Origin of the sequence: Agromyces bracchium (assembly GCF_009709675.1) — a bacterium.
Lineage (GTDB): Bacteria > Actinomycetota > Actinomycetes > Actinomycetales > Microbacteriaceae > Agromyces > Agromyces bracchium.
On the sequence record NZ_WMLB01000022.1, the window covers coordinates 137,875 to 159,797 of the forward strand.

Annotated in this window: 21 protein-coding genes; 15 read left to right on the plus strand and 6 right to left on the minus strand. The window is 70.8% G+C overall.

The genetic code is table 11. The features are described 5' to 3' along the window. Nucleotides 1-97 precede the first annotated feature (97 nt). The 5 genes from GJ743_RS09135 (at nucleotide 98) to GJ743_RS09155 (ending at nucleotide 6,908) form a co-directional block, all read left to right on the plus strand. Entirely contained in the window at nucleotides 98-1,027 is a 930-nt protein-coding gene (locus GJ743_RS09135) for an ABC transporter permease (protein WP_155051590.1), read from the plus strand. After that, nucleotides 1,017-1,970, plus strand: coding sequence for an ABC transporter permease (locus GJ743_RS09140; RefSeq protein ID WP_155051592.1), 954 nt, complete (start codon nucleotides 1,017-1,019; stop codon nucleotides 1,968-1,970). Before GJ743_RS09135 ends, GJ743_RS09140 begins: the two co-directional genes overlap by 11 nt. Continuing rightward, the gene (locus tag GJ743_RS09145; protein ID WP_155051594.1) at nucleotides 1,967-3,736 is read left to right on the plus strand and encodes a dipeptide ABC transporter ATP-binding protein; all 1,770 of its coding nucleotides are present in this window, start codon (nucleotides 1,967-1,969) and stop codon (nucleotides 3,734-3,736) included. Before GJ743_RS09140 ends, GJ743_RS09145 begins: the two co-directional genes overlap by 4 nt. Nucleotides 3,737-3,935: 199 nt before the next feature. Then, nucleotides 3,936-5,858, plus strand: coding sequence for a translational GTPase TypA (gene typA, locus GJ743_RS09150; protein WP_155051596.1), 1,923 nt, complete (start codon nucleotides 3,936-3,938; stop codon nucleotides 5,856-5,858). A 375-nt stretch (nucleotides 5,859-6,233) separates the two neighbouring features. Beyond that, nucleotides 6,234-6,908, plus strand: a complete 675-nt coding sequence (locus GJ743_RS09155) for a M23 family metallopeptidase (protein ID WP_155051597.1) — start codon at nucleotides 6,234-6,236, stop codon at nucleotides 6,906-6,908. Between the two features lie 61 nt (nucleotides 6,909-6,969). Here GJ743_RS09155 and GJ743_RS09160 read toward each other — a convergent pair whose 3' ends face one another. Next, on the minus strand, nucleotides 6,970-7,782 hold the full coding sequence (locus tag GJ743_RS09160) for an enoyl-CoA hydratase/isomerase family protein (RefSeq protein WP_155051598.1): 813 nt from the start codon (nucleotides 7,780-7,782) through the stop codon (nucleotides 6,970-6,972). A 118-nt stretch (nucleotides 7,783-7,900) separates the two neighbouring features. Here GJ743_RS09160 and GJ743_RS09165 point away from each other — a divergent pair, with 118 nt between their 5' ends. The 5 genes from GJ743_RS09165 to GJ743_RS09185 all read left to right on the plus strand — a co-directional run bounded on the left by GJ743_RS09165 (nucleotide 7,901) and on the right by GJ743_RS09185 (nucleotide 11,714). After that, complete coding sequence (locus GJ743_RS09165) at nucleotides 7,901-8,344, plus strand: hypothetical protein (RefSeq protein WP_155051600.1); 444 nt, start codon at nucleotides 7,901-7,903, stop codon at nucleotides 8,342-8,344. After that, nucleotides 8,341-8,742 carry a histidinol dehydrogenase gene (locus GJ743_RS09170; RefSeq protein ID WP_155051601.1) on the plus strand — a complete coding sequence of 134 codons (402 nt, stop codon included), beginning with the start codon at nucleotides 8,341-8,343 and terminating at the stop codon, nucleotides 8,740-8,742. Before GJ743_RS09165 ends, GJ743_RS09170 begins: the two co-directional genes overlap by 4 nt. Before the next feature lie 39 nt (nucleotides 8,743-8,781). Then, nucleotides 8,782-9,102 carry a ferredoxin gene (fdxA, locus tag GJ743_RS09175; protein ID WP_129235541.1) on the plus strand — a complete coding sequence of 107 codons (321 nt, stop codon included), beginning with the start codon at nucleotides 8,782-8,784 and terminating at the stop codon, nucleotides 9,100-9,102. Between the two features lie 2 nt (nucleotides 9,103-9,104). After that, complete coding sequence (gene dapC / locus GJ743_RS09180) at nucleotides 9,105-10,220, plus strand: succinyldiaminopimelate transaminase (RefSeq protein WP_155051602.1); 1,116 nt, start codon at nucleotides 9,105-9,107, stop codon at nucleotides 10,218-10,220. Between the two features lie 195 nt (nucleotides 10,221-10,415). After that, complete coding sequence (locus GJ743_RS09185) at nucleotides 10,416-11,714, plus strand: citrate synthase (protein ID WP_328289013.1); 1,299 nt, start codon at nucleotides 10,416-10,418, stop codon at nucleotides 11,712-11,714. Between the two features lie 85 nt (nucleotides 11,715-11,799). Here the strand turns inward: GJ743_RS09185 and ctlX are convergent, their stop codons facing one another. Together ctlX and GJ743_RS09195 are read right to left on the minus strand one after the other, a co-directional pair. Continuing rightward, nucleotides 11,800-12,786, minus strand: coding sequence for a citrulline utilization hydrolase CtlX (gene ctlX / locus GJ743_RS09190; RefSeq protein WP_155051604.1), 987 nt, complete (start codon nucleotides 12,784-12,786; stop codon nucleotides 11,800-11,802). 4 nt (nucleotides 12,787-12,790) lie between these two features. Then, a complete protein-coding gene (locus GJ743_RS09195) occupies nucleotides 12,791-13,819 on the minus strand; it encodes an ornithine cyclodeaminase (RefSeq protein ID WP_155051606.1) in 1,029 nt (342 codons plus the stop codon). Between the two features lie 123 nt (nucleotides 13,820-13,942). Between GJ743_RS09195 and GJ743_RS09200 the strand changes: the two genes are divergently transcribed. After that, the gene (locus GJ743_RS09200) at nucleotides 13,943-14,374 is read left to right on the plus strand and encodes an Lrp/AsnC family transcriptional regulator (RefSeq protein WP_155051607.1); all 432 of its coding nucleotides are present in this window, start codon (nucleotides 13,943-13,945) and stop codon (nucleotides 14,372-14,374) included. A gap of 32 nt (nucleotides 14,375-14,406) precedes the next feature. On the opposite strand, the gene GJ743_RS09205 is transcribed toward GJ743_RS09200, so the two are convergent. After that, nucleotides 14,407-17,013 carry a penicillin acylase family protein gene (locus GJ743_RS09205; protein ID WP_328288992.1) on the minus strand — a complete coding sequence of 869 codons (2,607 nt, stop codon included), beginning with the start codon at nucleotides 17,011-17,013 and terminating at the stop codon, nucleotides 14,407-14,409. Between the two features lie 109 nt (nucleotides 17,014-17,122). Further along, nucleotides 17,123-18,079, minus strand: a complete 957-nt coding sequence (gene dapD / locus GJ743_RS09210; RefSeq protein WP_155051609.1) for a 2,3,4,5-tetrahydropyridine-2,6-dicarboxylate N-succinyltransferase — start codon at nucleotides 18,077-18,079, stop codon at nucleotides 17,123-17,125. Between the two features lie 86 nt (nucleotides 18,080-18,165). Between dapD and dapE the strand changes: the two genes are divergently transcribed. From dapE to GJ743_RS09225, 3 genes are all read left to right on the plus strand, one after another. Then, complete coding sequence (gene dapE, locus GJ743_RS09215) at nucleotides 18,166-19,269, plus strand: succinyl-diaminopimelate desuccinylase (RefSeq protein ID WP_155051611.1); 1,104 nt, start codon at nucleotides 18,166-18,168, stop codon at nucleotides 19,267-19,269. Beyond that, on the plus strand, nucleotides 19,224-20,522 hold the full coding sequence (locus tag GJ743_RS09220) for a hypothetical protein (protein WP_328288993.1): 1,299 nt from the start codon (nucleotides 19,224-19,226) through the stop codon (nucleotides 20,520-20,522). Before dapE ends, GJ743_RS09220 begins: the two co-directional genes overlap by 46 nt. A gap of 91 nt (nucleotides 20,523-20,613) precedes the next feature. Beyond that, nucleotides 20,614-20,787, plus strand: coding sequence for a DUF3117 domain-containing protein (locus tag GJ743_RS09225; protein ID WP_019179788.1), 174 nt, complete (start codon nucleotides 20,614-20,616; stop codon nucleotides 20,785-20,787). Here GJ743_RS09225 and GJ743_RS09230 read toward each other — a convergent pair whose 3' ends face one another. Further along, nucleotides 20,788-21,420, minus strand: a complete 633-nt coding sequence (locus tag GJ743_RS09230; RefSeq protein ID WP_328288994.1) for an O-methyltransferase — start codon at nucleotides 21,418-21,420, stop codon at nucleotides 20,788-20,790. 91 nt (nucleotides 21,421-21,511) lie between these two features. On the opposite strand from GJ743_RS09230, the gene GJ743_RS09235 reads away from it, so the two are divergent. Continuing rightward, complete coding sequence (locus GJ743_RS09235; protein WP_155051613.1) at nucleotides 21,512-21,901, plus strand: twin-arginine translocase TatA/TatE family subunit; 390 nt, start codon at nucleotides 21,512-21,514, stop codon at nucleotides 21,899-21,901. Nucleotides 21,902-21,923: the final 22 nt, after the last annotated feature.

Consider the following 21,923-nt stretch of genomic DNA (forward strand, 5'->3'; position numbering starts at 1 on the left):
GGGTGTGCCGAGACGCGTAACATCGTGTGTGCGCACTCCCATATCGGTGAGGTTTTCTTCCACAATGTCAACACACGCAGATCGCGGGGCCTGATCAATGGCCGGCTACATCGCGCGCCGACTGCTTCAGGCGATCCCTGTCCTGCTCGGCACCACATTCCTGATCTACTTCATGGTGTTCGCCCTTCCCGGCGACCCGATCATCGCGCTGTTCGGTGAGAAGACGCCGTCCCCGGCGGTCGTCGAGCAGCTCCGCGAACGGTACAACCTGGACCAGCCGTTCATCGTCCAGTACTTCCTCTTCCTCGGCGGCATCTTCCGCGGCGACTTCGGAACCTCGTTCTCCGGCCAGCCCGTCTCCGAGATCCTCGCGGCGACCTTCCCGGTCACGCTGCGCCTCGCGGTGCTCGCGGTCTTCTTCGAGATGGTCGCCGGTATCACGATCGGCCTGGTCTCGGGGCTTCGCAAGGGCGGCATCTTCGACGCGAGCGCGCTCGTCGTGAGCCTGATCCTCATCTCGCTCCCGATCTTCGTCATCGCGTTCGTCGCGCAGTTCATCTTCGGGATCCAGCTCGGATGGTTCCGAACGACGGTGAGCTCCGGAGCGCCGATCCAGGACCTGATACTCCCGGCGATCGTGCTCGCCACGATCAGCTTCGCGCAGATCACCCGACTGACGAGGGCGTCGGTCATCGACACGGACACCCAGGACTTCGTTCGCACCGCCGCGAGCAAGGGCCTGAGCCGCCGGCGGATCGTTCCCGTCCACATCCTCCGCAACTCGCTCATTCCCGTCGTGACCTACCTCGCCGTCGACTTCGGCGTGCTCATGGTGGGTGCGACGGTGACCGAGGGCATCTTCAACGTGCCCGGCGTCGGCCGGACGCTCTACCAGGCCATCATCCGCGGCGAGGGACCGACCGTCGTCTCGTTCGTGACCGTGATGGTGCTGATCTACCTCGTCATCAACCTGCTGGTGGATCTGCTGTACGCCGTTCTCGACCCGAGGATCCGCTATGCCAAGTAACACCCGACCCACGCAGGCGCACTACGTCGCGCCCCTCGAAGAGACGCCGCTGGTCGCGATCGACTCAGTGAAGGCCGACGGCAAGCCGTCGAACCTGTGGACCGACGCCTGGAAGGACGTGCGCAAGCGTCCGATGTTCTGGATCTCGGCCGCGCTGATCCTGTTGGTCGTGATCGTCGCCCTCTTCCCCGGGTGGTTCACGCAGGTCCCGCCGAACAACGACTGCCAGCTCTCGAACAGCAACGGCGGGCCGCAGCCCGATCACCCGCTCGGGTTCACGAAGCAGGGATGCGACATCTACTCGCGCATCATCCATGGCACCTCGACCTCGCTGTCCGTCGGGCTGATCGTGACGTTCATCGTCGCGACCCTCGGCATCGTCATGGGCGCCCTCGCCGGCTTCTACGGTCGCTGGGTCGACGCGGTGCTCTCGCGCCTCGGCGACATCTTCTTCTCGATCCCCTACATCCTCGCCGCCGTCGTCATCATGTCGGTGCTCTCGCAGTACGCGAACGTGTGGGTGATCTCTCTCGCCATCGGCATCTTCGCGTGGCCTGCGACGGCTCGTGTCCTGCGTGCCGAGATCCTGAGGGTGAAGAACTCCGACTTCGTGATGGCCGCCACGGCACTCGGCGTCTCGCGCTTCCGGATCCTCGTCCGGCACGTGCTGCCGAACTCGATCGCGCCGGTGATCGTGATCACGACGATCTCGCTGGCATCGGCGATCGTGGCCGAGGCGACGCTCTCGTTCCTCGGCGTCGGACTGCCCTCCTCGACCATGTCGTGGGGCAACGACATCAGCCAGGCGCAGACGGACCTTCGCACCGCCCCGCAGACGCTGATCCTGCCCTCCATCGCGCTCTCGGTCACGGTGCTGAGCTTCATCATGCTCGGCGAGGTCGTCCGCGACGCGCTCGACCCGAAGGCGAGGGCGCAGCGATGACCGAGATCGTGAACGGAACCGATGTGCACCAGGCAACGACGAGCGACACGGAGCGCCCGATCCTCGAGATCAAGGACCTCGAGGTCGCGTTCAACACCCAGACCGGCAAGGTGAAGGCCGTCGACGGCGTGAACATCACGCTGTATCGCGGCCAGAGCCTCGCGATCGTCGGCGAGTCCGGATCGGGCAAGTCGACGACCGCGCACGCGATCATCAACCTGCTCCCCGGCACCGGACACATCGCCGGCGGACAGATCCTCCTCGACGGCCAGGACATCTCCAAGGCCTCCAAGAGGGAGATGGAGTCGATCCGCGGTCGCAAGATCGGCTTCGTGCCGCAGGACCCGATGTCGAACCTCAACCCCGTATGGTCCATCGGGTTCCAGGTGGAGGAGGCCATCAAGGCCAACGGCATCGCCACTGGCCGGAAGGAAGTCAAGGCGCGCGCCATCGAGGTGCTGCAGCAGGCCGGCCTGAGGGACGCCGACCGTCGACTCAAGCAGTTCCCGCACCAGTTCTCGGGCGGGATGCGCCAGCGCGTGCTCATCGGCATGGGTCTGGCGGCCGATCCGCAGCTCCTGATCGCCGACGAGCCGACCTCGGCGCTCGACGTCACGGTGCAGCGGGTGATCCTCGATCACCTCGAGTCGCTCACGCGCGAGCTCGGGACGACCCTGCTCTTCATCACGCACGACCTCGGTCTGGCCGCGGAGCGCGCGGAGCAGCTCGTCGTGATGTACAAGGGCAAGATCGTCGAATCGGGCCCATCGCTCGAGATCCTGCAGAACCCGCAGCACCCGTACACGCAGCGACTGGTCGCTGCGGCGCCGAGCCTCGCGTCGCGCCGCATCCAGGCGACGGGCAGTGTGGCAGCGGCCGAGGCGTCGATGTCCGAAGGCGCGGCCGCGGCGGCGGGCGACTCGATCGACCTGATCGCGACGGCGGAGGCGCGTCACGAGGCGCTGGAGAGCGCGGTCGGACAGCCGCCGGCGATCGTGGTGGAAGACCTGACCAAGGTCTTCAAGATCCGCGGGTCGGGCGACTTCACCGCGGTCGACGGCGTGTCGTTCCAGATCGCCAAGGGCACAACCACGGCCCTCGTCGGAGAGTCGGGTTCCGGCAAGTCCACCGTTGCGAAGATGCTGCTCAAGCTGGAGGACTCCACGAGCGGCAAGATCGTCGTCGGCGGCAAGGACCTCGCGAAGCTCAGCGAGAAGGAGCTCTTCGCGCTCCGAGGTCGCATGCAGCCGGTGTTCCAGGACCCGTACGGTTCGCTGAACCCGCTCCGCAACATCGGGAACACGATCGCCGAGCCGCTGTCGACCCACAAGGTCGGCGATCGGGCGTCGCGCCGTGCGCGCGTGTTCGAGCTGCTCGACCAGGTCTCGCTGCCGCGCACGCTCGTCGGCCGCTACCCGAACGAGCTCTCCGGGGGCCAGCGACAGCGCATCGCGATCGCGCGTGCGCTCGCGTTGAAGCCCGAGATCGTCGTGCTCGACGAGGCCGTGTCGGCGCTCGACGTGCTCGTGCAGGCCCAGATCCTGCGCCTGCTCGCCGACCTGCAGGCCGAGCTCGATCTCACGTACCTCTTCATCACGCACGACCTCGCGGTCGTCCGCGTCATCGCCGACCACGTCTGCGTGATGCAGAAGGGGCGCATCGTCGAGGCCGCGACCACCGACGAGGTGTTCGAGAACCCGCAGGAGCAGTACACCAAGGATCTCCTCGCGGCGATCCCCGGTGCGAACCTCCAGATCGGCGCGTAGTCGCGCTGAACTGCCGGACGCCCGGTCTCCGCTCGCGGAGGCCGGGCGTCCGCCGTTTCCGCCGGACGCGGTAGGCTGGTCTGGCGCGATCCGTGACTTCGGCTCCTCGCGCTCCCACCGACTCCACTCCAGCGCCTCGGCGCTGCCGATCCGCGCCCCGGAGCCGCACGGCGACCGGAGGCCACGCGAGGACCACACCATGGCCAAGGCCACCCGCAACGACCTGCGCAACGTCGCGATCGTCGCCCACGTCGACCACGGCAAGACCACGCTCGTCGACGCGATGCTGCAGCAGACGAACTCCTTCGACGCGCACGCGCACGTCGAGGAGCGCGCGATGGACTCGAACGAGCTCGAGCGCGAGAAGGGCATCACGATCCTCGCCAAGAACACGGCGATCTCGTACAACGGCGTGCACGCGGGCGGATCCCCGGTGACGATCAACGTCATCGACACCCCCGGCCACGCCGACTTCGGCGGCGAGGTCGAGCGCGGCCTGTCGATGGTCGACGGCGTCGTGCTCCTCGTCGACGCGAGCGAGGGACCGCTCCCGCAGACGCGCTTCGTGCTCCGCAAGGCGCTCGAGGCACGCATGCCGGTGATCCTCCTCGTGAACAAGACCGACCGTCCCGACGCCCGGATCGACGAGGTCGTCGCCGAGAGCCAGGACCTGCTCCTCGGCCTCGCCTCCGACCTCGCCGACGACGCTGCGTCGGCCGGAACGGATGGCGACCTCGACCTCGACGCCATCCTCGACGTGCCCGTCGTCTATGCGTCGGGTCGCAACGGCGCGGCGAGCCGCACCCAGCCCGAGAACGGCGCGCTGCCCGACAACGACGACCTCGAGCCGCTCTTCGAGGCGATCCTCGAGCACATCCCGGCGCCGACCTACGACGACGAGCACCCGCTGCAGGCGCATGTCACGAACCTCGACGCCTCGCCGTTCCTCGGCCGCCTCGCGCTGCTCCGCGTCTTCCACGGCACCATCAAGAAGGGCCAGACCGTCGCGTGGGTCAGGCACGACGGGTCGGTGCAGAACGTGCGCGTGACCGAGCTCTTCCTGACGAAGGCGCTCGACCGCTACCCCGCCGAGAGCGCCGGCCCCGGCGACATCGCCGTGGTCGCGGGCTTCGAGGACATCATGATCGGCGACACGCTGGCCGACGCCGAGGACGTGCGCCCGCTGCCCGTGATCGAGGTCGACGAGCCCGCCATCTCGATGACGATCGGCACGAACACCTCGCCGCTCGTCGGCAAGGTCAAGGGCCACAAGCTCACCGCGCGCATGGTGAAGGACCGCCTCGACCGCGAGCTCGTCGGCAACGTCTCGCTCCGCGTCGTCGACATCGGCCGCCCTGACGCGTGGGAGGTGCAGGGCCGCGGCGAGCTCGCGCTCGCGATCCTTGTCGAGCAGATGCGCCGCGAGGGCTACGAGCTCACCGTGGGCAAGCCCCAGGTCGTCACCAAGCAGGTCGACGGCAAGCTGCACGAGCCGTTCGAGCACCTCACGATCGACGCGCCCGAGGAGTACCTCGGTGCGATCACGCAGCTCCTCGCCGCGCGCAAGGGCCGCATGGACAACATGTCGAACCACGGCACCGGCTGGGTCCGCATGGAGTTCATCGTGCCGAGCCGCGGCCTGATCGGCTTCCGCACCGAGTTCATGACGACCACGCGCGGCACCGGCATCGCGAACGCGATCTCGCACGGCTACGACGAGTGGGCGGGGCAGATCGTGACGCGCAACAACGGATCGATCGTCGCCGACCGCGCGGGCGTCGTGACGCCGTTCGCGATCATCGCGCTCCAGGAGCGCATGACCTTCTTCGTGAACCCCACCGAGGAGGTCTACGAGGGCATGGTCATCGGCGAGAACTCGCGCAACGACGACATGGACGTGAACATCACGAAGGAGAAGAAGCTCACGAACATGCGTTCGTCGACGGCCGACACCTTCGAGTCGATGACGCCGTCGCGCCAGCTCTCGCTCGAGGAGTGCCTCGAGTTCGCCCGTGAGGACGAGTGCGTCGAGGTGACCCCGACCGCCGTGCGCATCCGCAAGGTCGAGCTCGACGCCACGGCGCGTGCGCGGGCCGCATCGCGCCTGAAGAAGCAGGGCTGACACCCGGTCGAAGGGGGATGCCGCGGGGAGCCCGCGGCATCCCCTTTCGGCGTCTCGGCGGTGGCGCGTTCGTCATCGATGCGGGCAGTGGAGGAACCTCACAGAAACGACCTCGTATGGTTGTCGGGTTCTTCGAAACCCGAGTTTGTCGTTACGCAACCGTTACCTGAGTACCAACTTCCCCCGCTTATGAACTTCCCCCAGCCCCAGCATGGCCGTCGTGCGGCCGGACGGCCCCGTTACCGCCGCACCGCCCCCGCAACGCCCATCACCCGCGCCGTCCCCGACGCCCCGCAGGAGACCGTGGCCCCGGCACGTCCGGCCGGCCGTCGTCGCGCCGCAGCCGCCCTGCGCCCCGTCATGACGATCGGCGCCATGACCTTCGCCGGTGGCATGCTGCTCTCGACGAGCGTCCCCGCGCTCGCGGTGACCGCGACCGACACCGTGGCCCGCGCCTCCGTGTACGCCCCCGCCGAGGACACCATCTCGCTCCGCTCGCAGACCCTCGAGGTCGGTTCCGAGGTCGCGCTCGAGCCCATCGAGGTCGGCGGCTTCGACGTCGAGGCGGCCCCGCCGCCCATCGAGTCGAGCGTCGCCGGCGTGGGCGAGGTCTCCCTGCTGCAGGCCGACCGCGTCGTGTGGCCGGTTGACCCCTCGCGCACCGCGTCGGGCTTCGGCCCCCGCATCGCGCCGTGCGCCGGATGTTCCACCTTCCACGACGGCATCGACTTCAACCCGGGCGTCGGCGCGACCATCGGCTCGATCGCCGACGGCGTCGTGATCACGGCCACCGAGGCCGGCGGCGGCCTGGGGGTCTACGTCGAGGTGCAGCACAACATCGACGGCGCGGTCGTCACCTCGCTCTACGCCCACATGCAGTACGGCTCGCTCGCCGTCGCTCCCGGCCAGCGGGTGACCGCCGGTCAGCCGCTCGGCGCGGTCGGAACGACCGGTCAGTCGACCGGACCGCACCTCCACCTGGAGATGTACGGCGCCGACGGCGTCCGCTTCGACGGGATGGCCTGGCTCAGCTCGCACGTCAACGGCTGAGGTTCGCGACAGCGACGACGCCGGCTCACGTGCCGCGGTGCGTGCCGCGGCACCCCTCGCCTCAGCGACCCGAGAACTCGGGCTCGCGCTTCTCGATGAACGCGGCGACGCCCTCGCGCATGTCGGCGGTGCGGAACGCGTCCGCGAAGCCGGCGACCTCGAGCGAGGCCGCGGTCTCCGTGGGGGTTCCTGCCGCATCGACCAGCACGCGCTTGGCGAGGGCGACCGCCGTCCAGGCGTTCGCCGCGACCTCCTCGATCGTCGCGCGTGCGCCCGCGAGCAGCGCTTCCCGGTCGGCGAAGCGCCGCGCGACGAGGCCGGCCGCCTCGGCCGTCGCGGCGTCGATGCGCCGGCCCGTGAAGATGAGCTCCTTCGCGAGCGAGAGCCCGACGGCGCGCGGCAGGCGGACCGTGCCGCCGAACCCGGGGATGAGACCCAGCCGGACCTCGGGCTGGCCGAACGAGGACGCATCCGTCGCATAGATCACGTCGCACGCGAGTGCGAGCTCGAGCCCGCCGCCGAGCGCGAACCCGTCGACGCACGCGATGACGGGCGCCGGGAATGCCTCGATCGCCGAGGCGACGCGATGCCCGAGACGTGAGGCCTCAGCACCTTCCTCGGGAGTGAGCGTCGAGAGCGAGCGGATGTCGGCGCCGGCGACGAACGCGCGGCCGCCCTCGCCGACGACGATGACGCCGCGGACCGCGTCGGCCTCTTCGAGGAGCTCGTCGAAGGCGTCGGCGAGCGCGCGGAGCACCTCGGGGGAGAGCGCGTTCAGCGCCTTCGGCCGGTCGATCACGACGGTGGCGACGACGCCGTCGCGTTCGATGCGCACGGGCGCGCGGTCCGCGTCGGTTCCGGGCTGTTCGGTCATCCTCGATCGTCCTTCCCGCGGCGTTCAGCCGCACCGCCGACCACGCTACGGCATGGCGCCCACGGGTCGAGCCGGGCCCGTCGGGACGGACCCAGCCACGGCGGATAGACTCGCGCCCATGCCTCTCCTCTCCAGGCGCGCACGCGCCACGGCCGTCGCGGCGAGCCTCGCGGCGGCAGCCCTGCTCTCCGGGTGCACGGGCACCGTGCAGGAGGCCGTCGAGCGCGGTGTCGAGGACGCCGTCGAGGGTGCGACGGGCGGTCAGGTCGACCTGAGCGGCGAGCTCCCGGCCGACTTCCCGGCGTCGGTGCCGGTCATCGACGGCGACGTCGAGCTCGCCGGCGGCGCGGCGGACGCCGAGGGGTGGGTCGTGGTCATGAGCTCCGAGGCGACGGATCCGCTGGGCGACGCCCGCGCCGCGATCGAGGGCGCCGGGTTCCGCGAGGACCCCACGCTGGCCCAGGCCACCGCGGCCGGGTCCGCGTACACCGACGGCGAGTACCTCGTCATCCTCGCGGGCGAGGGCGGCACGGTGACCTACACCGTGACGCCGGCGCCGTGAGCGCCGCCGGCGAGCGCGGCTCGCTCGGCTCCCGCATCGGCACGCTGGCGATCGCGTTCGCGGTCGGCGTGGTGTACGGCACCATCGCCACGATCGGGCACCGCCATGCGTTCGAGGTCGCCGGGGTCTCGATCCCGTGGGGCCTCGTCGCCGGACTCGTCGGCGTCGCCGCCCTGCTCGTCGGCATCCGGCTCGTCGCGGGCGGGAGGGCGGCCGCGACGGCCGCCGCGGTCGGCGTCGTCGGCACCGTGGCCGTGCTCTCGCTGCCCGGTCCCGGCGGTTCGGTGCTCGTGGCCGACGGCGTCGTGGGCATGGTCTGGGCGATCGGCCCCGCCATCGTTTCGGTATTGGTCGTCGCGTGGCCCTCGCTGCCATCGCGCGAGGCGCGGCGCGCATAGACTGGCAGTCCAGCATCACCGAAGGGACAGCGACCCACCGTGACCTATGTCATCGCCCTGCCGTGCGTCGATGTGAAGGACCGTGCCTGCATCGACGAGTGTCCCGTCGACTGCATCTACGAGGGTGAACGCTCGCTCTACATCCACCCCGACGAGTGCGTCGACTGCGGAGCCTGCGAGCCGGTGTGCCCGGTCGAGGCCATCTACTACGAGGACGACCTCCCCGACGAGTGGGCCGACTACTACAAGGCGAACGTCGAGTTCTTCGACGAGGTCGGCTCGCCCGGCGGAGCCGCGAAGGTCGGCGTCATCCCGAAGGACCACCCGCTGATCGCCGCGCTGCCCCCGCAGGGTCACTGACCATGGCGCTCGGGGCCCTGCCCGAGTACCCCTGGGACCTCATGGTCCCGTACCGCGATCGTGCGGCCTCGCATCGCGACGGCATCGTCGACCTCTCGATCGGGTCGCCGATCGATCCGACGCCGAACCTGGTCCGCGAGGCGCTCGCGGCGGCGACCGACGCGCACTCCTATCCGACGACCGTGGGCACGACCGCACTGCGACGCGCGATCGTCGACTGGTTCTCGCGTCGTCGCGGCGTCGAGGGCCTCCAGGCGGATGCCGTGCTGCCGACCGTCGGCTCGAAGGAACTCGTCGCACTGCTGCCCTTCTTCCTCGGGGTGGGCGCCGGCGACGCGGTCGTCCATCCGCGTGCGGCCTACCCGACCTACGAGATGGGCGCCGTCTTCGCGGGTGCCGAGGCCGTGGCATCCGACGACCCCGCCGACTGGCCGGCGAACACTCGGCTCGTGTGGTTGAACTCCCCGGGCAACCCCGACGGCCGGGTGCTCGGCGTGCCCGAGCTCCGTCGCGCCGTGGCGCGGGCTCGCGAGCTCGGCGCCGTCATCGTGGGCGACGAATGCTACGCCGAGCTCGGCTGGGAGGAGCCATGGCGGGAGGGGGCCGTCCCGAGCGTGCTGGACCCGGCGGCGACCGGCGCCGACCCGCGCGGCGTGCTCGCGATCTACTCGCTCTCGAAGCAGTCGAACATGGCCGGGTACCGGGCCGCGTTCGTCGGCGGCGACCCCGAGCTGATCGCGCGACTCACGACCGCGCGCAAGCACGCCGGGCTCATGGTGCCCGCGCCGCTCCAGGCGGCCATGGCGGTCGCGCTCTCCGACGACGCGCACGTGCAGGAGCAGAAGGCGCGCTACCGCGCGAGGCGCGACGAGCTCCGGCCCGCCCTCGAGGACGCCGGCTTCCGCATCGACCACAGCGAGGCGGGGCTGTACCTCTGGGCGACCGAGGGCAGGGATGCGTGGGAGTCGATCGGACGCCTCGCCGACCTCGGCATCCTCGGCGGACCCGGGCACTTCTACGGGCCGCACTTCCCGCAGCACGTGCGACTGTCGCTCACCGCCACCGACGAGCGGATCCGTCAGGCCGCCGCCCGCCTGCGGGCGACGGCGGTGCGCTGATCGCGCCGATCGTCACCGAATCGTCGCCATGACTGTGGCACCACTCCAATCGATCGCGTGATCCATTGGCGGATGCGACAGTGTGCGCCGGACCCGTCTAGGCTGTAGTCGGGCCGCGCGCGCCGACCGGTGCCGGACCGGAGAGCAGGGAACCGCGAGACAGTGACGATCACAGGAGACGCCGTGAGCAACGTCGTGAACGAATCCGTCGGGGTCGACGCCGACACCGCGACGCTGAACTTCCCCGGCGGGACGGCCGAATTCCCGATCCACCACGCCTCGCAGGGCAACCCGAGCATCGACCTGTCGACGCTCACCCGGCAGACCGGTCTCACCGCGCTCGACTACGGGTTCGTGAACACCTCGTCCACGCGATCGTCCATCACCTACATCGACGGCGAGCAGGGGATCCTGCGGTACCGCGGCTACCCCATCGAGGAGCTGGCGGAGCACTCGACCTACCTCGAGGTCGCCTGGCTGCTCATGTACGGCGAGCTGCCCACGGCCGACCAGCTCGCCGAGTTCGACGAGAAGATCCGTCGGCACACGCTCCTTCACGAAGACCTGAAGCGGTTCTTCTCCGCGCTCCCGCACACCGCGCACCCGATGGCGGTGCTCTCGAGCGCCGTCGCCGCCCTCTCGACCTACTACGAGGACTCGTCCGACCCCCACGATCCCGACCACGTCGAGCTCACGACCATCCGCCTGCTCGCGAAGATGCCGGTGATCGCGGCCTACGCGCACAAGAAGAGCATCGGCCAGGCGTTCCTGTACCCCGACAACTCGCTGAACTTCGTCGAGAACTTCCTGCGGCTCAACTTCGGCAACATGGCCGAGCCGTACCGCATCGATCCGACGCTCGCGAAGGCGCTCGACCGTCTGCTCATCCTCCACGAGGACCACGAGCAGAACGCGTCGACGTCGACGGTGCGCCTGGTCGGTTCGACCGGCGCGAACCTGTACGCGTCGATCTCCGCGGGCATCCAGGCGCTCTCGGGCCCGCTGCACGGCGGCGCGAACGAGGCCGTGCTGCAGATGCTCGCGCAGATCCGCGACTCGGGCGAGGGCGTCGGCAAGTTCGTCGAGCGCGTCAAGCGCAAGGAGGACGGCGTCAAGCTCATGGGCTTCGGCCACCGGGTCTACAAGAACTACGACCCGCGCGCGAAGATCGTGAAGACCAGCGCCGACGCGGTGCTCGAGGGCCTCGGCGTGAACGACCCGCTGCTCGACATCGCGAAGGAACTCGAGCAGTTCGCGCTGGAGGACGACTACTTCAAGCAGCGGCGCCTCTACCCGAACGTCGACTTCTACACCGGCGTCATCTACAAGGCCATGGGCTTCCCGACGCGGATGTTCACCGTGCTCTTCGCCATCGGCCGCCTGCCCGGGTGGATCGCGCACTGGCGCGAGATGAACCTCGACGGGGCCACGAAGATCGGTCGTCCGCAGCAGCTGTACACGGGCTCACGCGAGCGGCACTACCCGACGCACTGAGCCGCGCCCGATCCGCGGCGAGAACGAACGGCCCGTCCTCGGACGGGCCGTTCGTCGTTCCCTGGCTCGGATGCCGCAGCCCGCGTCAGAGCGCGGCGATCTCGTCGGCCGCGGCGTCGTCCACCGGCGCCGAGCGGTGCTCGACCAGACCCGGCCGCGGGTCGAGGTGGATGCCCGCGAGCATGCAGCGGACGGACCCGCCCGCAAGCTCGATCGTCGGCACGTCGAGCGGCAGCAGGCGCGCGGTGCGCTCGATCCGGGCCCGCTGGTCGATGGTCAGCGCGTCGAACGCCGTGCGCGAGAGCGCGAGCACGCGGCCGTCCGCGGACCAGAGTTCGAGGGCGTTGCCCGCGAACGCGTCGACCTGCGCGTTGTCGAGCTCGATCACGTCGCGTCGGCCGCGGGCGGCCAGCCGGCCGAGCACCTCGTCGCGGCGCGCGGGCGAGACGAACATGTCGGCGGCGACGAGCGCGAACTCGGTCGCGATGCTGAGGATCACGTTGGTGTGGTACACCGCGACGCCTCGCCCGTCGACCGCGTCGAAGACCATCGGCTCGTAGCCGAAGTTCGTGCAGAACCGCTCGAGCGCGATCGGATCGGCTCGGTTGGACCGTGCGGCGTACGCGATGCGCGACTCGTGGTCGAGCACCATCGCCCCGGTGCCCTCGAGGAAGACGTCGTCGTACTCGAGCCCGGAGTAGTCGATGACGTCCTGGACACGGTACGTGGTCTTCAGGAGCTCCACGATGTCGCTGCGGCGCTCGGTCCGACGATTCGGCGTGAACATCGGGAACAGCGCGATGTGCCCGCCCGAGTGCGTCGAGATCCAGTTGTTCGGGAAGACGCTGTCGGGTCGGTGCGCGGTCTCGTCCTCGAAGAGGTGGACGGTCACGCCCGCGGCCTCGAGCGCGGCGGCGGCGCGCGTCACCTCGTCGTACGCCGACGCGGCGAGACGATCGGGGTCGAGCCCGCCGGCGTCGGGCTGGAACCCGTTGTCGGCGAGCGTGTGCGGATTCGGCGCGAAGTGGTGCGGCCGCACCATGACGACCGCGGCGGGGGACTGGACGGACATCCGCTCAGCCCACCGGCGAGAAGGCGCCGACGAGGCCGAAGAGGTCCTTCGGGTCGTCCGGGTCCGCGACGAGGTCGATCCGCTGCTCGTACCGGGTCCCGGCGACCTGGTCGCGCGCGTACCGCAGGGCCGAGAAGTCCTCGATGGCGAAGCCGACGGAGTCGAAGACCGTGATCGCGTCCGCTTCCGCTCGACCCGCGCGGCGACCCGCCAGGACCTCCCAGAGCTCGGTGACGGGGAAGTCGGCGGGCTTGGCCTGGATCTCGCCCTCGATGCGCGTCTGGGGCGTGTACTCGACGAACACGTCGGCGCGGTCGAGGATCGCGGGGTCGAGCTCGGTCTTGCCGGGGCAGTCGCCGCCGATCGCGTTCAGGTGCATGCCCGGGCGGACCCACTCGTCCGCGACGACGGTCGCGCGCGCCTTGTCGGCCGTGCACGTCGTCACGATGTCCGCGCCGTCGAGCGCCTCCGCCGCGCTCCCGGCGACCTCGATCGCGAAGCCGAGCGGGAGCATGTTGCGGACGAACTTCGCGATGGCGTCGGGGTCGACGTCGAACACGCGGAGCGTGGTGATGCCGAAGGCGTGGCGGAAGGCGAGCGCCTGGAACTCGGCCTGGCTGCCGGTGCCGATCATCGCCATGACCCGGGAGTCGGGGCGCGCGAGCAGCTTCGCCGCGAAGGCGGAGGTCGCGGCGGTGCGGAGCGCGGTGAGCACGGTCATCTCGGCCAGGAACGTGGGGTAGCCGTTGTGGACGTCGGCGAGCACGCCGAAGGCGGTGACTGTCTGGTAGCCGCGGGCGGGGTTCGAGGGGTGGCCGTTGACGTACTTGAAGGCGTAGGACTCGTGGTCGCTCGTCGGCATGAGCTCGATGACGCCGAACGGCGTGTGGCTCGCCACGCGGGGCGTCTTGTCGAAGCTCTCCCAGCGTGCGAAGTCCTGCTCGAGGTACTCCATGATCCCCGCGATGATGCGCTCGGGGCCGGTTGCGGCGACCCATCCGACCATGTTGCGTACGTCGACGAAGCTCGTCATCTCGATCCTTTCAGTTCGGTGATTCGAGGGTACGATCCGTCGATATGCAACAGCAACGACCCCTCTGCGCACGGATCGTCACCCAGATGAGCAGTCTGCGATACGGCGATGTACGATCTGTACATGGAACCACTCGACGACCTCGACCGCCGCCTGCTGGCGCTGCTCCGTGAGGACGGCCGCACTCCCGTGGCGGAGCTGTCGCGCCGGCTCGGCGTCGCACGGGCGACGGTCACGGGGCGGATCGACCGGCTCGTGGCATCCGGCATCATCGTCGGTTTCTCGGTGCGCGTGCGCGACGAGACGGACCCGCTCTCGATCCACGCGATCTCGTTCATCGAGGTCGAGGGGCGCACGACCGACGACGTGATCCGCCGCCTGCGAGGGTTCCCCGAGATCATCGCGCTGCACACGACGAACGGCGGATGGGACCTCGTCGCCGAGCTCCGGACGGAGACGCTCGGCGAGTTCGACCGCGTGCTCGGGCGCATCCGCTCGATCGACGGCGTGGTCAACAGCGAGACGAGCCTGCTGCTGAGCTCGGTGCTGCGCTGAGCTCGGTGGGGCGCTGAGACCCGGGCGCCGCGTCAGCGGCCGGGCTGCAGCACGAGCGTGTCGGTCGCGGCCCGTCGCACCGCGCGCGTCGAGAACGGCCACTCGCGCGTCTCGCCCGCCTGCCACAGCTCGGCCTGGTCGTCGTAGTGCGGGTGGAAGGCGTGCCCGGAGGCGCCGGTCAGGTTGACCCAGGTCGAGTCGTTGAAGTTCTGGAGGTCGATCACCATGCGCATCGAGGGCACCCAGTTCACCTCGTAGCCGAGCGTCGCATCCCACCCGTTGGCGTTCACGATCGCCGAGCCGCCGCCCGTCTCGTACGGCCCGCGGTTGAACAGCCACTCGATCGGTCCGATGCCGGACTCGCCGAACGTCTGGTTCGTCAGGGTCAGCGTGTGCAGCTCCCCCCACCGCCACGACGCGGGGTCGTCGCCCATAAGGGCGGATGCCTCGGCCCACGCCGTGCCAAGGGCCGCGGCGAGCACGGCGTCGCGTCCGGTCGCGCCGGACGCCCGATCGGACCACCACGCGTCATCGGGCTGGCCGAGCAGGGTGCCGAGCACCGAGAACCAGCGGTCGCCGCCGACGGGACGGGTCGATTCGGGAAGGCCGCCGAACATGCCGTCGAGCAGGGTGCGCCAGAACACCGCGAAATACGCCGCCTGGGCGCTGTCGGCGTCGGCCGAGGCGTCCCAGTCGGCGAGCAGGCGCGCGCCGCGTGCGGCGTCGCCGTCGAGGTCGAGTTCCGCGATCACCGGCAGGAAGGCCTCGGCGTTGGCGTCGCGCGTGTCGAACTGGATCTCGCCCATCGCCTCGACGGTGATCGGCTCGCCCTCGGCGATGAGCTCGCCGAGCCGGCGCTCGATGCCCTCGGCGCGGTACCCGAGGTCCCAGTCGCGCGTGAGCATCGGGCCGTCCTTCTCGACGGCGTTGTTCGCGGTCACGATGTAGCCGCGGTCGGGGTTCAGCACCGACGGCAGCTCGTCGTAGGGGACCGTCCCGGTCCAGCCGTTCTCGCTGGTCCAGCCCGGCAGCGGCACGGTCCCGTCGCCCGAGGCGCGCACGGGGATGCGGCCGGGCGCCTGGTAGCCGATGTTGCCGTCGACGTCGGCGTAGACGAGGTTCTGCGAGGGCACCTCGAAGCGCTCGGCGGCGGCGCGGAACTCCTCCCAGGTGGAGGCCCGGTTCATCGCGAAGATCGACTGCGGGGTGCGACCCGGCTGCAGCGCGGTCCACTGGAGCGAGACCTCGAGCTCCGCCCCCTCGGTCGCGGCGGGCTCCTCGGCGTCGTCGGCGGCCGCGTAGCCCTCGGCGACGGCGGCGAAGTCCGCGCCGATGCCGGTCACGATCGGTCCGCGCGCCGTCGATCGCACGGTGATGGTCACGGGTTCGCCGCCGGCGACCTCGATGACCTCCTCGCGCGTCGTGAGCGGTTCGAGCGCGCCGTCGAACTCGTACGAGTCCTCCGTGACGCGCTCGAGGTAGAGGTCGGCGACGTCGGGCCCGAGGTTGGTGAAGCCCCACGCGATGCGCTCGTTGTGGCCGATGATGACGCCGGGGAGCCCCGAGAACCCGTAGCCGGCGACGTCGAACGTGCAGTTCGACGTGAGCTCGGCGCAGTGGAGCCCCATCTGGACCCAGATCGACGGCATCGCCGGCCCGAGGTGGGGGTCGTTGGCGAGCAGCGGCTTGCCCGTGTCGGTGAGTGCGCCCGAGACGACCCACGAGTTCGACCCGATGTCGCCGCCCTCGGGGCCGAGCAGCTGCGGCAGTGCGTCGAGTCGGGCCGCGAGGTCGCCGAGCAGGTTCGCCGTCTCCGGGTCGGCGGTGGTCGCGGCGAGGGACGCGGCGGACTCCCCGCGGGCCGCGGTCGCGGCCTCGACCGCGCGCACGTCGAGCCCGGCGGGTGCGGCCGCGACCGGTCCGCCCACGATGGTCGGCTTCGCCGACCACGGGAAGTCGGGGTGCAGCTGCGCGACCTGCTCCGAGCTGAGCCCGGAGGAGAGCAGGAGCGCGCGGTCGATCTCGTCGCCGAGGTTCGACCGGAGGTCCCAGGCCATGGCCTTGAGCCACGCGATCGAGTCGACCGGGGTCCAGGGCTCCGGCTCGTAGCCCGGGTTCTGCAGGGCGAGCACGCCGTACTCGAGCGAGAGCTCGACACCTGATCGCTCGGCGAGGTAGGCGTTCACGCCGTCGGCGTACGCCTCGTAGAGCGCCCGCGAGTCCTCGTCGAGCATCTCGAACTCCTGCTCGGCGATGCCGCGCCAGTCGAGCGTGCGGATGAACGCGTCGGTCGCGACCTGCGACTCGCCGAACAGCTCCGCGACTCGGCCCGCGGTGACGTGCCGGCGGAAGTCCATCTCCCAGAAGCGGTCCTGCGCGTGCACGTACCCCTGTGCGAAGAGCAGGTCGTGGTCGGTCTCGGCGACGAGCTGCGGGATGCCGGCGTCGTCGCGGTACACCGTCACCGCGCCGTTCAGGCCGGCGACCGAGATGCGCCCCGACTCGACCGGGAAGGAGCGGTGCACCGTCCACCAGCCGAACCCGACCGCCGCGACGCCGAGAACGAGCACCGTGACGAGCGCCCCGACGAGGAACTTCGCCCAACCGGTCCGTCGGGTCCTCGGCGCGTCGGTTCCCACGTCACTCCTTCGTGTCGCCGCATGGCTCGGGCCGCTCGTCCGAGCGGCCCCGGGTCATCACTGTACCCCGCCGCACGCGACGCGTCGGCTCGCGGCGCCGGGCGCGGCCTCAGGCGTGCAGCGCGGCGTTCAGCGCGATGCCCTCGCCCCCGCGCGAGAGCACCTCGACGCGCCCGTCGAGGGAGTTGCGGCGGAACAGCAGGTTGGGCAGGCCCGAGAGCTCGACCGCCTTCACGATCCGGTCGCGCTCGCCGGGGCCCCCGCGGAGCACCACCTTGGTGCCGGCGGTGACGTACAGCCCGGCCTCCACCACGGAGTCGTCGCCGATCGAGATGCCGATGCCCGAGTTCGCGCCGAGCAGGGCGCGCTCGCCGATCGCGACGCGCTGCGTGCCGCCGCCCGAGAGCGTGCCCATGATCGAGGCGCCGCCGCCGATGTCGCTGCCGTCGCCGACGACGACGCCCTGCGACACGCGGCCCTCGACCATCGAGGACCCGAGCGTGCCGGCGTTGAAGTTCACGAAGCCCTCGTGCATGACCGTCGTGCCGGGTGCGAGGTGCGCGCCGAGGCGCACGCGCGACGCGTCGGCGATGCGCACGCGATCGGGGATCACGTAGTCGAGCAGGCGCGGGAACTTGTCGAGGCCGGTGACGTGGATGCCCGCACGCTGGAGTGCCGGACGCAGCCGGTCGAGGTCGTCGGGGTGCACCGGTCCGGCGTTGGTCCACGCGACGTTCGGCAGGTGTCCGAAGACGCCGTCGAGGTTGAGCCCGTTGGGGCGGACGAGCAGGTGCGAGAGGAGATGGAGCCGCAGGTACGCGTCGGACGTGCTCGCCGGTGCGTCGGCGAGGCGGATGGCGACGCGCACGGCCTCCACGCGGACCCCGCGCCGCTCGTCCGGGCCGACCGACCCGACGGGCGGCTCCCACTCCGGCGCGTCGGCGGGCTCGCCGAGCTGCGGCGCCGGGAACCACGTGTCGAGCACCGTGCCGTCGCCGGCGATCGTGGCGAGGCCGTCGCCCCAGGCGGTGGCGGGCGCGGTCGGGTTCGACGAGTCTGCGGGCATGTTCCAAGGGTACCGAGCGCGATGGGCGGGCGACGGCGGATGACGCGGGGCGGGGGCCGCCGCATCCGCCCTCGTAGACTCTGGGCATGGCTGCACCCGTCCCGCCCACGGCCGCCCTCGACCTGTCGGCCGACGTCGTCGCCATCACGCAGGCGATCTGCGACGTCCCGAGCGTCTCGGGTGAGGAGGGTGCGCTCGCCGACCTCGTGCAGGACGCGTTGGCGGATGCCGCGCACCTCGAGGTGATCCGCGACGGCGACACGATCGTCGCCCGCACGAACCTCGGGCGCGACCGGCGCGTCGTCATCGCCGGGCACCTCGACACCGTGCCGATCAACGGCAACGTGCCGACCCGGTTTGAAGTCGACGGCGACCGGCAGGTGCTGTGGGGCCGGGGGACGGTCGACATGAAGGCGGGCGTCGCCGTGCAGCTGAAGCTGGCGCACGAGCTCGCCTCGCCGATCGTCGACGTGACGTGGATGTGGTACGACCACGAGGAGGTCGCGGCCGACCTGAACGGGCTCGGCCGGGTCCTGCGTCTCCGGCCCGACCTGTTCGAGGCCGACTTCGCGATCCTCGGCGAGCCGACGCGCGGCGAGGTCGAGGGCGGCTGCAACGGCACGCTCCGGATCGAGTTGCGCGCGACGGGGCGCCGGGCGCACTCGGCGCGCAGCTGGGTCGGCGAGAACGCGATCCACAAGCTCGCGCCCGCGCTCGAGCGGCTCGCGGCGTACGAGGCCGAGACCGTCCGCGTCGACGGCCTCGACTACCGCGAGGGACTGAACGCCGTCTTCATGCACGGCGGCATCGCGGGCAACGTCATCCCCGACGACGCCGTGCTCACGCTGAACTACCGCTTCGCGCCGAGCCGGTCCGTCGAGGAGGCGACCGAGCGCGTCCGAGCGCTCTTCCCCGAGTACGAGCTCACCGTCACCGATGCGTCGGAGGGCGCGCGGCCGGGGCTCGACGACCCGCTCGCGCAGGAGTTCGTGCGCGCCGTCGGCGCCGACGCGCAGCCGAAGTACGGGTGGACGGATGTCGCACGCTTCAGCGCGCTCGGCGTGCCGGCGGTGAACTTCGGCCCGGGCGACCCGCTCCTCGCGCACGCCGACGACGAGCGCGTCGACTGCGACGAGATCATCGCGTGCGAGTCGGCGCTGCGCGCCTGGCTGACGGGAGCGGCGCGCTGAGCCGATCCGTCGGCGAGGAGACCGCGGCGGGTGCGCCCGAGCCGCGGCAGGCCGACGCGCACCGGGTCGGGCGGTGGTCGCCGCGCGTGCGGTGGCGCCTCCTGCCGTGGTGGGGGCGGGTCGTCGTCGTCTACCTCGCCGCCCGTGTCGTGTCGATCGTCGTCGTGCTGCAGTTCGCGCACGCGCAGCCGGCGAACGCCTGGACGGGCGCGCGACCCGGCTACTTCGAGTACGCGAACATCTGGGACGGGCGCTGGTACGCGTTCATCGCCGCCGCCGGGTACCCGACCGAGTTGCCGTTCACGGAGGACGGCCACGTCGCGGAGAACGCCTGGGCGTTCCTGCCCGTGTTCCCCGGCGTCGTGCGGCTCTTCACCACGGTCGGCGTGCCGTGGGACGTCGCATCCGTCGTCATCGCGCTCGTCGCCGGCCTCGCGGCGGCGCTCGTCCTCCACCGGCTCATGTCGCGCGTCCTCGACCCCGACCAGGCGCTCTTCGCGGTCGTGCTCTTCTGCGTCGCGCCGGTCTCGCCGATCATGGGGTTCGGCTACGCCGAGTCGCTCGGCTTCCTCTGGCTGGCGCTCGCACTGCTGCTCCTCGTCGACCGACGGTACGGATGGCTCGTGCCCGTGATCGGCATCTGGGCCTTCACCCGGCCGGGGGCGCTCGCGTTCGCGCTCGCGCTCGGGCTGCACTGGATCGTGCGGTGGTTCACGCGGTCCCGGGACCCGTTCCCCGTCCGCGAGCGCGTGGTCGCGGCATCCGTCGCCCTGTTCGCCGCCGTCGTCGGGCTGGCCTGGCCGGCGATCGCGTGGGCGTTCACCGGCGAACCGGCCGCCTACACCGACACCGAGCTCGCGTGGCGGGCGCCGTACATCGGCTACGTCGAGCTGGTGCCCCTCACGCCCTGGTTCCAGTCGGGGGACTGGTGGCTCGGCCAGCCCATGGGGACGATCCTGCCGATCGCGCTCGTCGTGGGGTTCGCCGTGCTGCTCTTCACGCCATGGGTGCGGCGGCTCGGCGTCGACATCAGGCTCTGGCTCGCGAGCTACGCGCTGTACCTGCTCGCCGTCTTCTTCCCGCAGTCGAGCACGTTCCGGCTGCTCGCGCCCCTCTTCCCGATCGTCGGCGCGTTCGCCGTTCCGCGCTCGCCGTGGTGGCGCGGTTCGCTCGTCGCGGCCTCGATCGCGCTGCAGGCCGTGTGGCTGCGGATCGGGTGGTTCATCGACGGGTACGACTGGACGCCGCCGTGAGCGGCGGGTCGTCCACAACGCCCGGCCCGGTGTCCCGGGCGGGCGTCCCGATACGGGATAATGGAGATTCAGCCACGAAAGGGGTAGCTCAATGGCGGCCATGAAGCCACGCACTGGAGACGGACCGATGGAGGCTGTGAAGGAGGGGCGGCTCATCATCGTGCGCGTACCCCTCGAGGGTGGCGGTCGCCTCGTCGTCTCGGTGAACGACGCTGAGGCCAAGGAGCTCTACGACGTCCTGGGGGGCGTCGTCAACGCGGCCTAGTCAGGCGCCCAGCTTCACGATCTGCAGCAGGCCGTCCCCGGCCGGCGAGATCGCGGTGACGACGGCGGAAGACGCCGCGAGTTCCGAGATGAGCCCGCGGAACGCCGTCGCCACCTCGTCCCGCCGAGCCGGGTCGGCCACCCTCCCCTTCCACAGGGCCCGCGCGACCAGCACGCTGCCGCCCGGCTTGGCCAGGCGCAGCCCGTGCTCGACGTACTCGATGACCGAGGCGGCATCCGCGTCGATGACGACGACGTCGTACGACCGCTCGTTCATGCGCGGCAGCACCTCGCCGGCGCGGCCGGCGATGAGGCGCACACGCGCCGGCGCGATGCCCGCGTCCGCGAAGTGCTCGCGCGCGTGCTGCTGGTACTCGGTCTCGGCGTCGATCGAGGTCAGGTGCGCCGACCGTGCGGCCTGCAGCATGTGGAGCCCCGAGACGCCCACCCCGGTGCCCACCTCGATGATCGCGCGGGCGTCGCTCGCGGCGGCGATCACGGCCAGCTGCGCGCCGACGGCCGGGGAGACCGGCTCGACGCCGAGCTCGAGGGACTGCTGACGGGCCTTCGCGATCGACTCCGATTCGACGACGGATTCGTCGACGTACTTCCAGTTCAGGTCGTGTTCGGACACGTGGCGGCTCCCGGGGACTCTGTCGACCCCCAAGCCTAGGGGTCGAGGCAACGGTCGATCGCACGCCTCGCCGCCGACTATCCTTGACCGCATGGGCGGCCTCACCTTCGACAAACTCCTCATCATCGGGGTGATCGCCGTCTTCCTGCTCGGTCCGGAGCGGCTCCCTCACTACGCGGCGCAGCTCGGCAAGTTCGTGCGGTCGATGCGCGACATGGCGAACGGTGCGAAGGACCGCATGCGCGAGGAGATGGGCCCGGATTTCGACGACGTCGACTGGCGCAAGCTCGACCCGCGCCAGTACGACCCGCGTCGCATCGTGCGCGAGGCGCTGAGCGAGGTCGACCCGTTCGCCGAGCCGGCCAAGCCGGTCGTCGCCCGAGCCGCGGTGAACGAGAACTCCGCCTACCTGCAGCGCAAGCGCAAGCTCGACGCGATCGCCGCAGGGGAGTCGGCGCCGTTCGACTCCGAGGCGACCTGAGGCCGAACCCGGCCTGATCGCG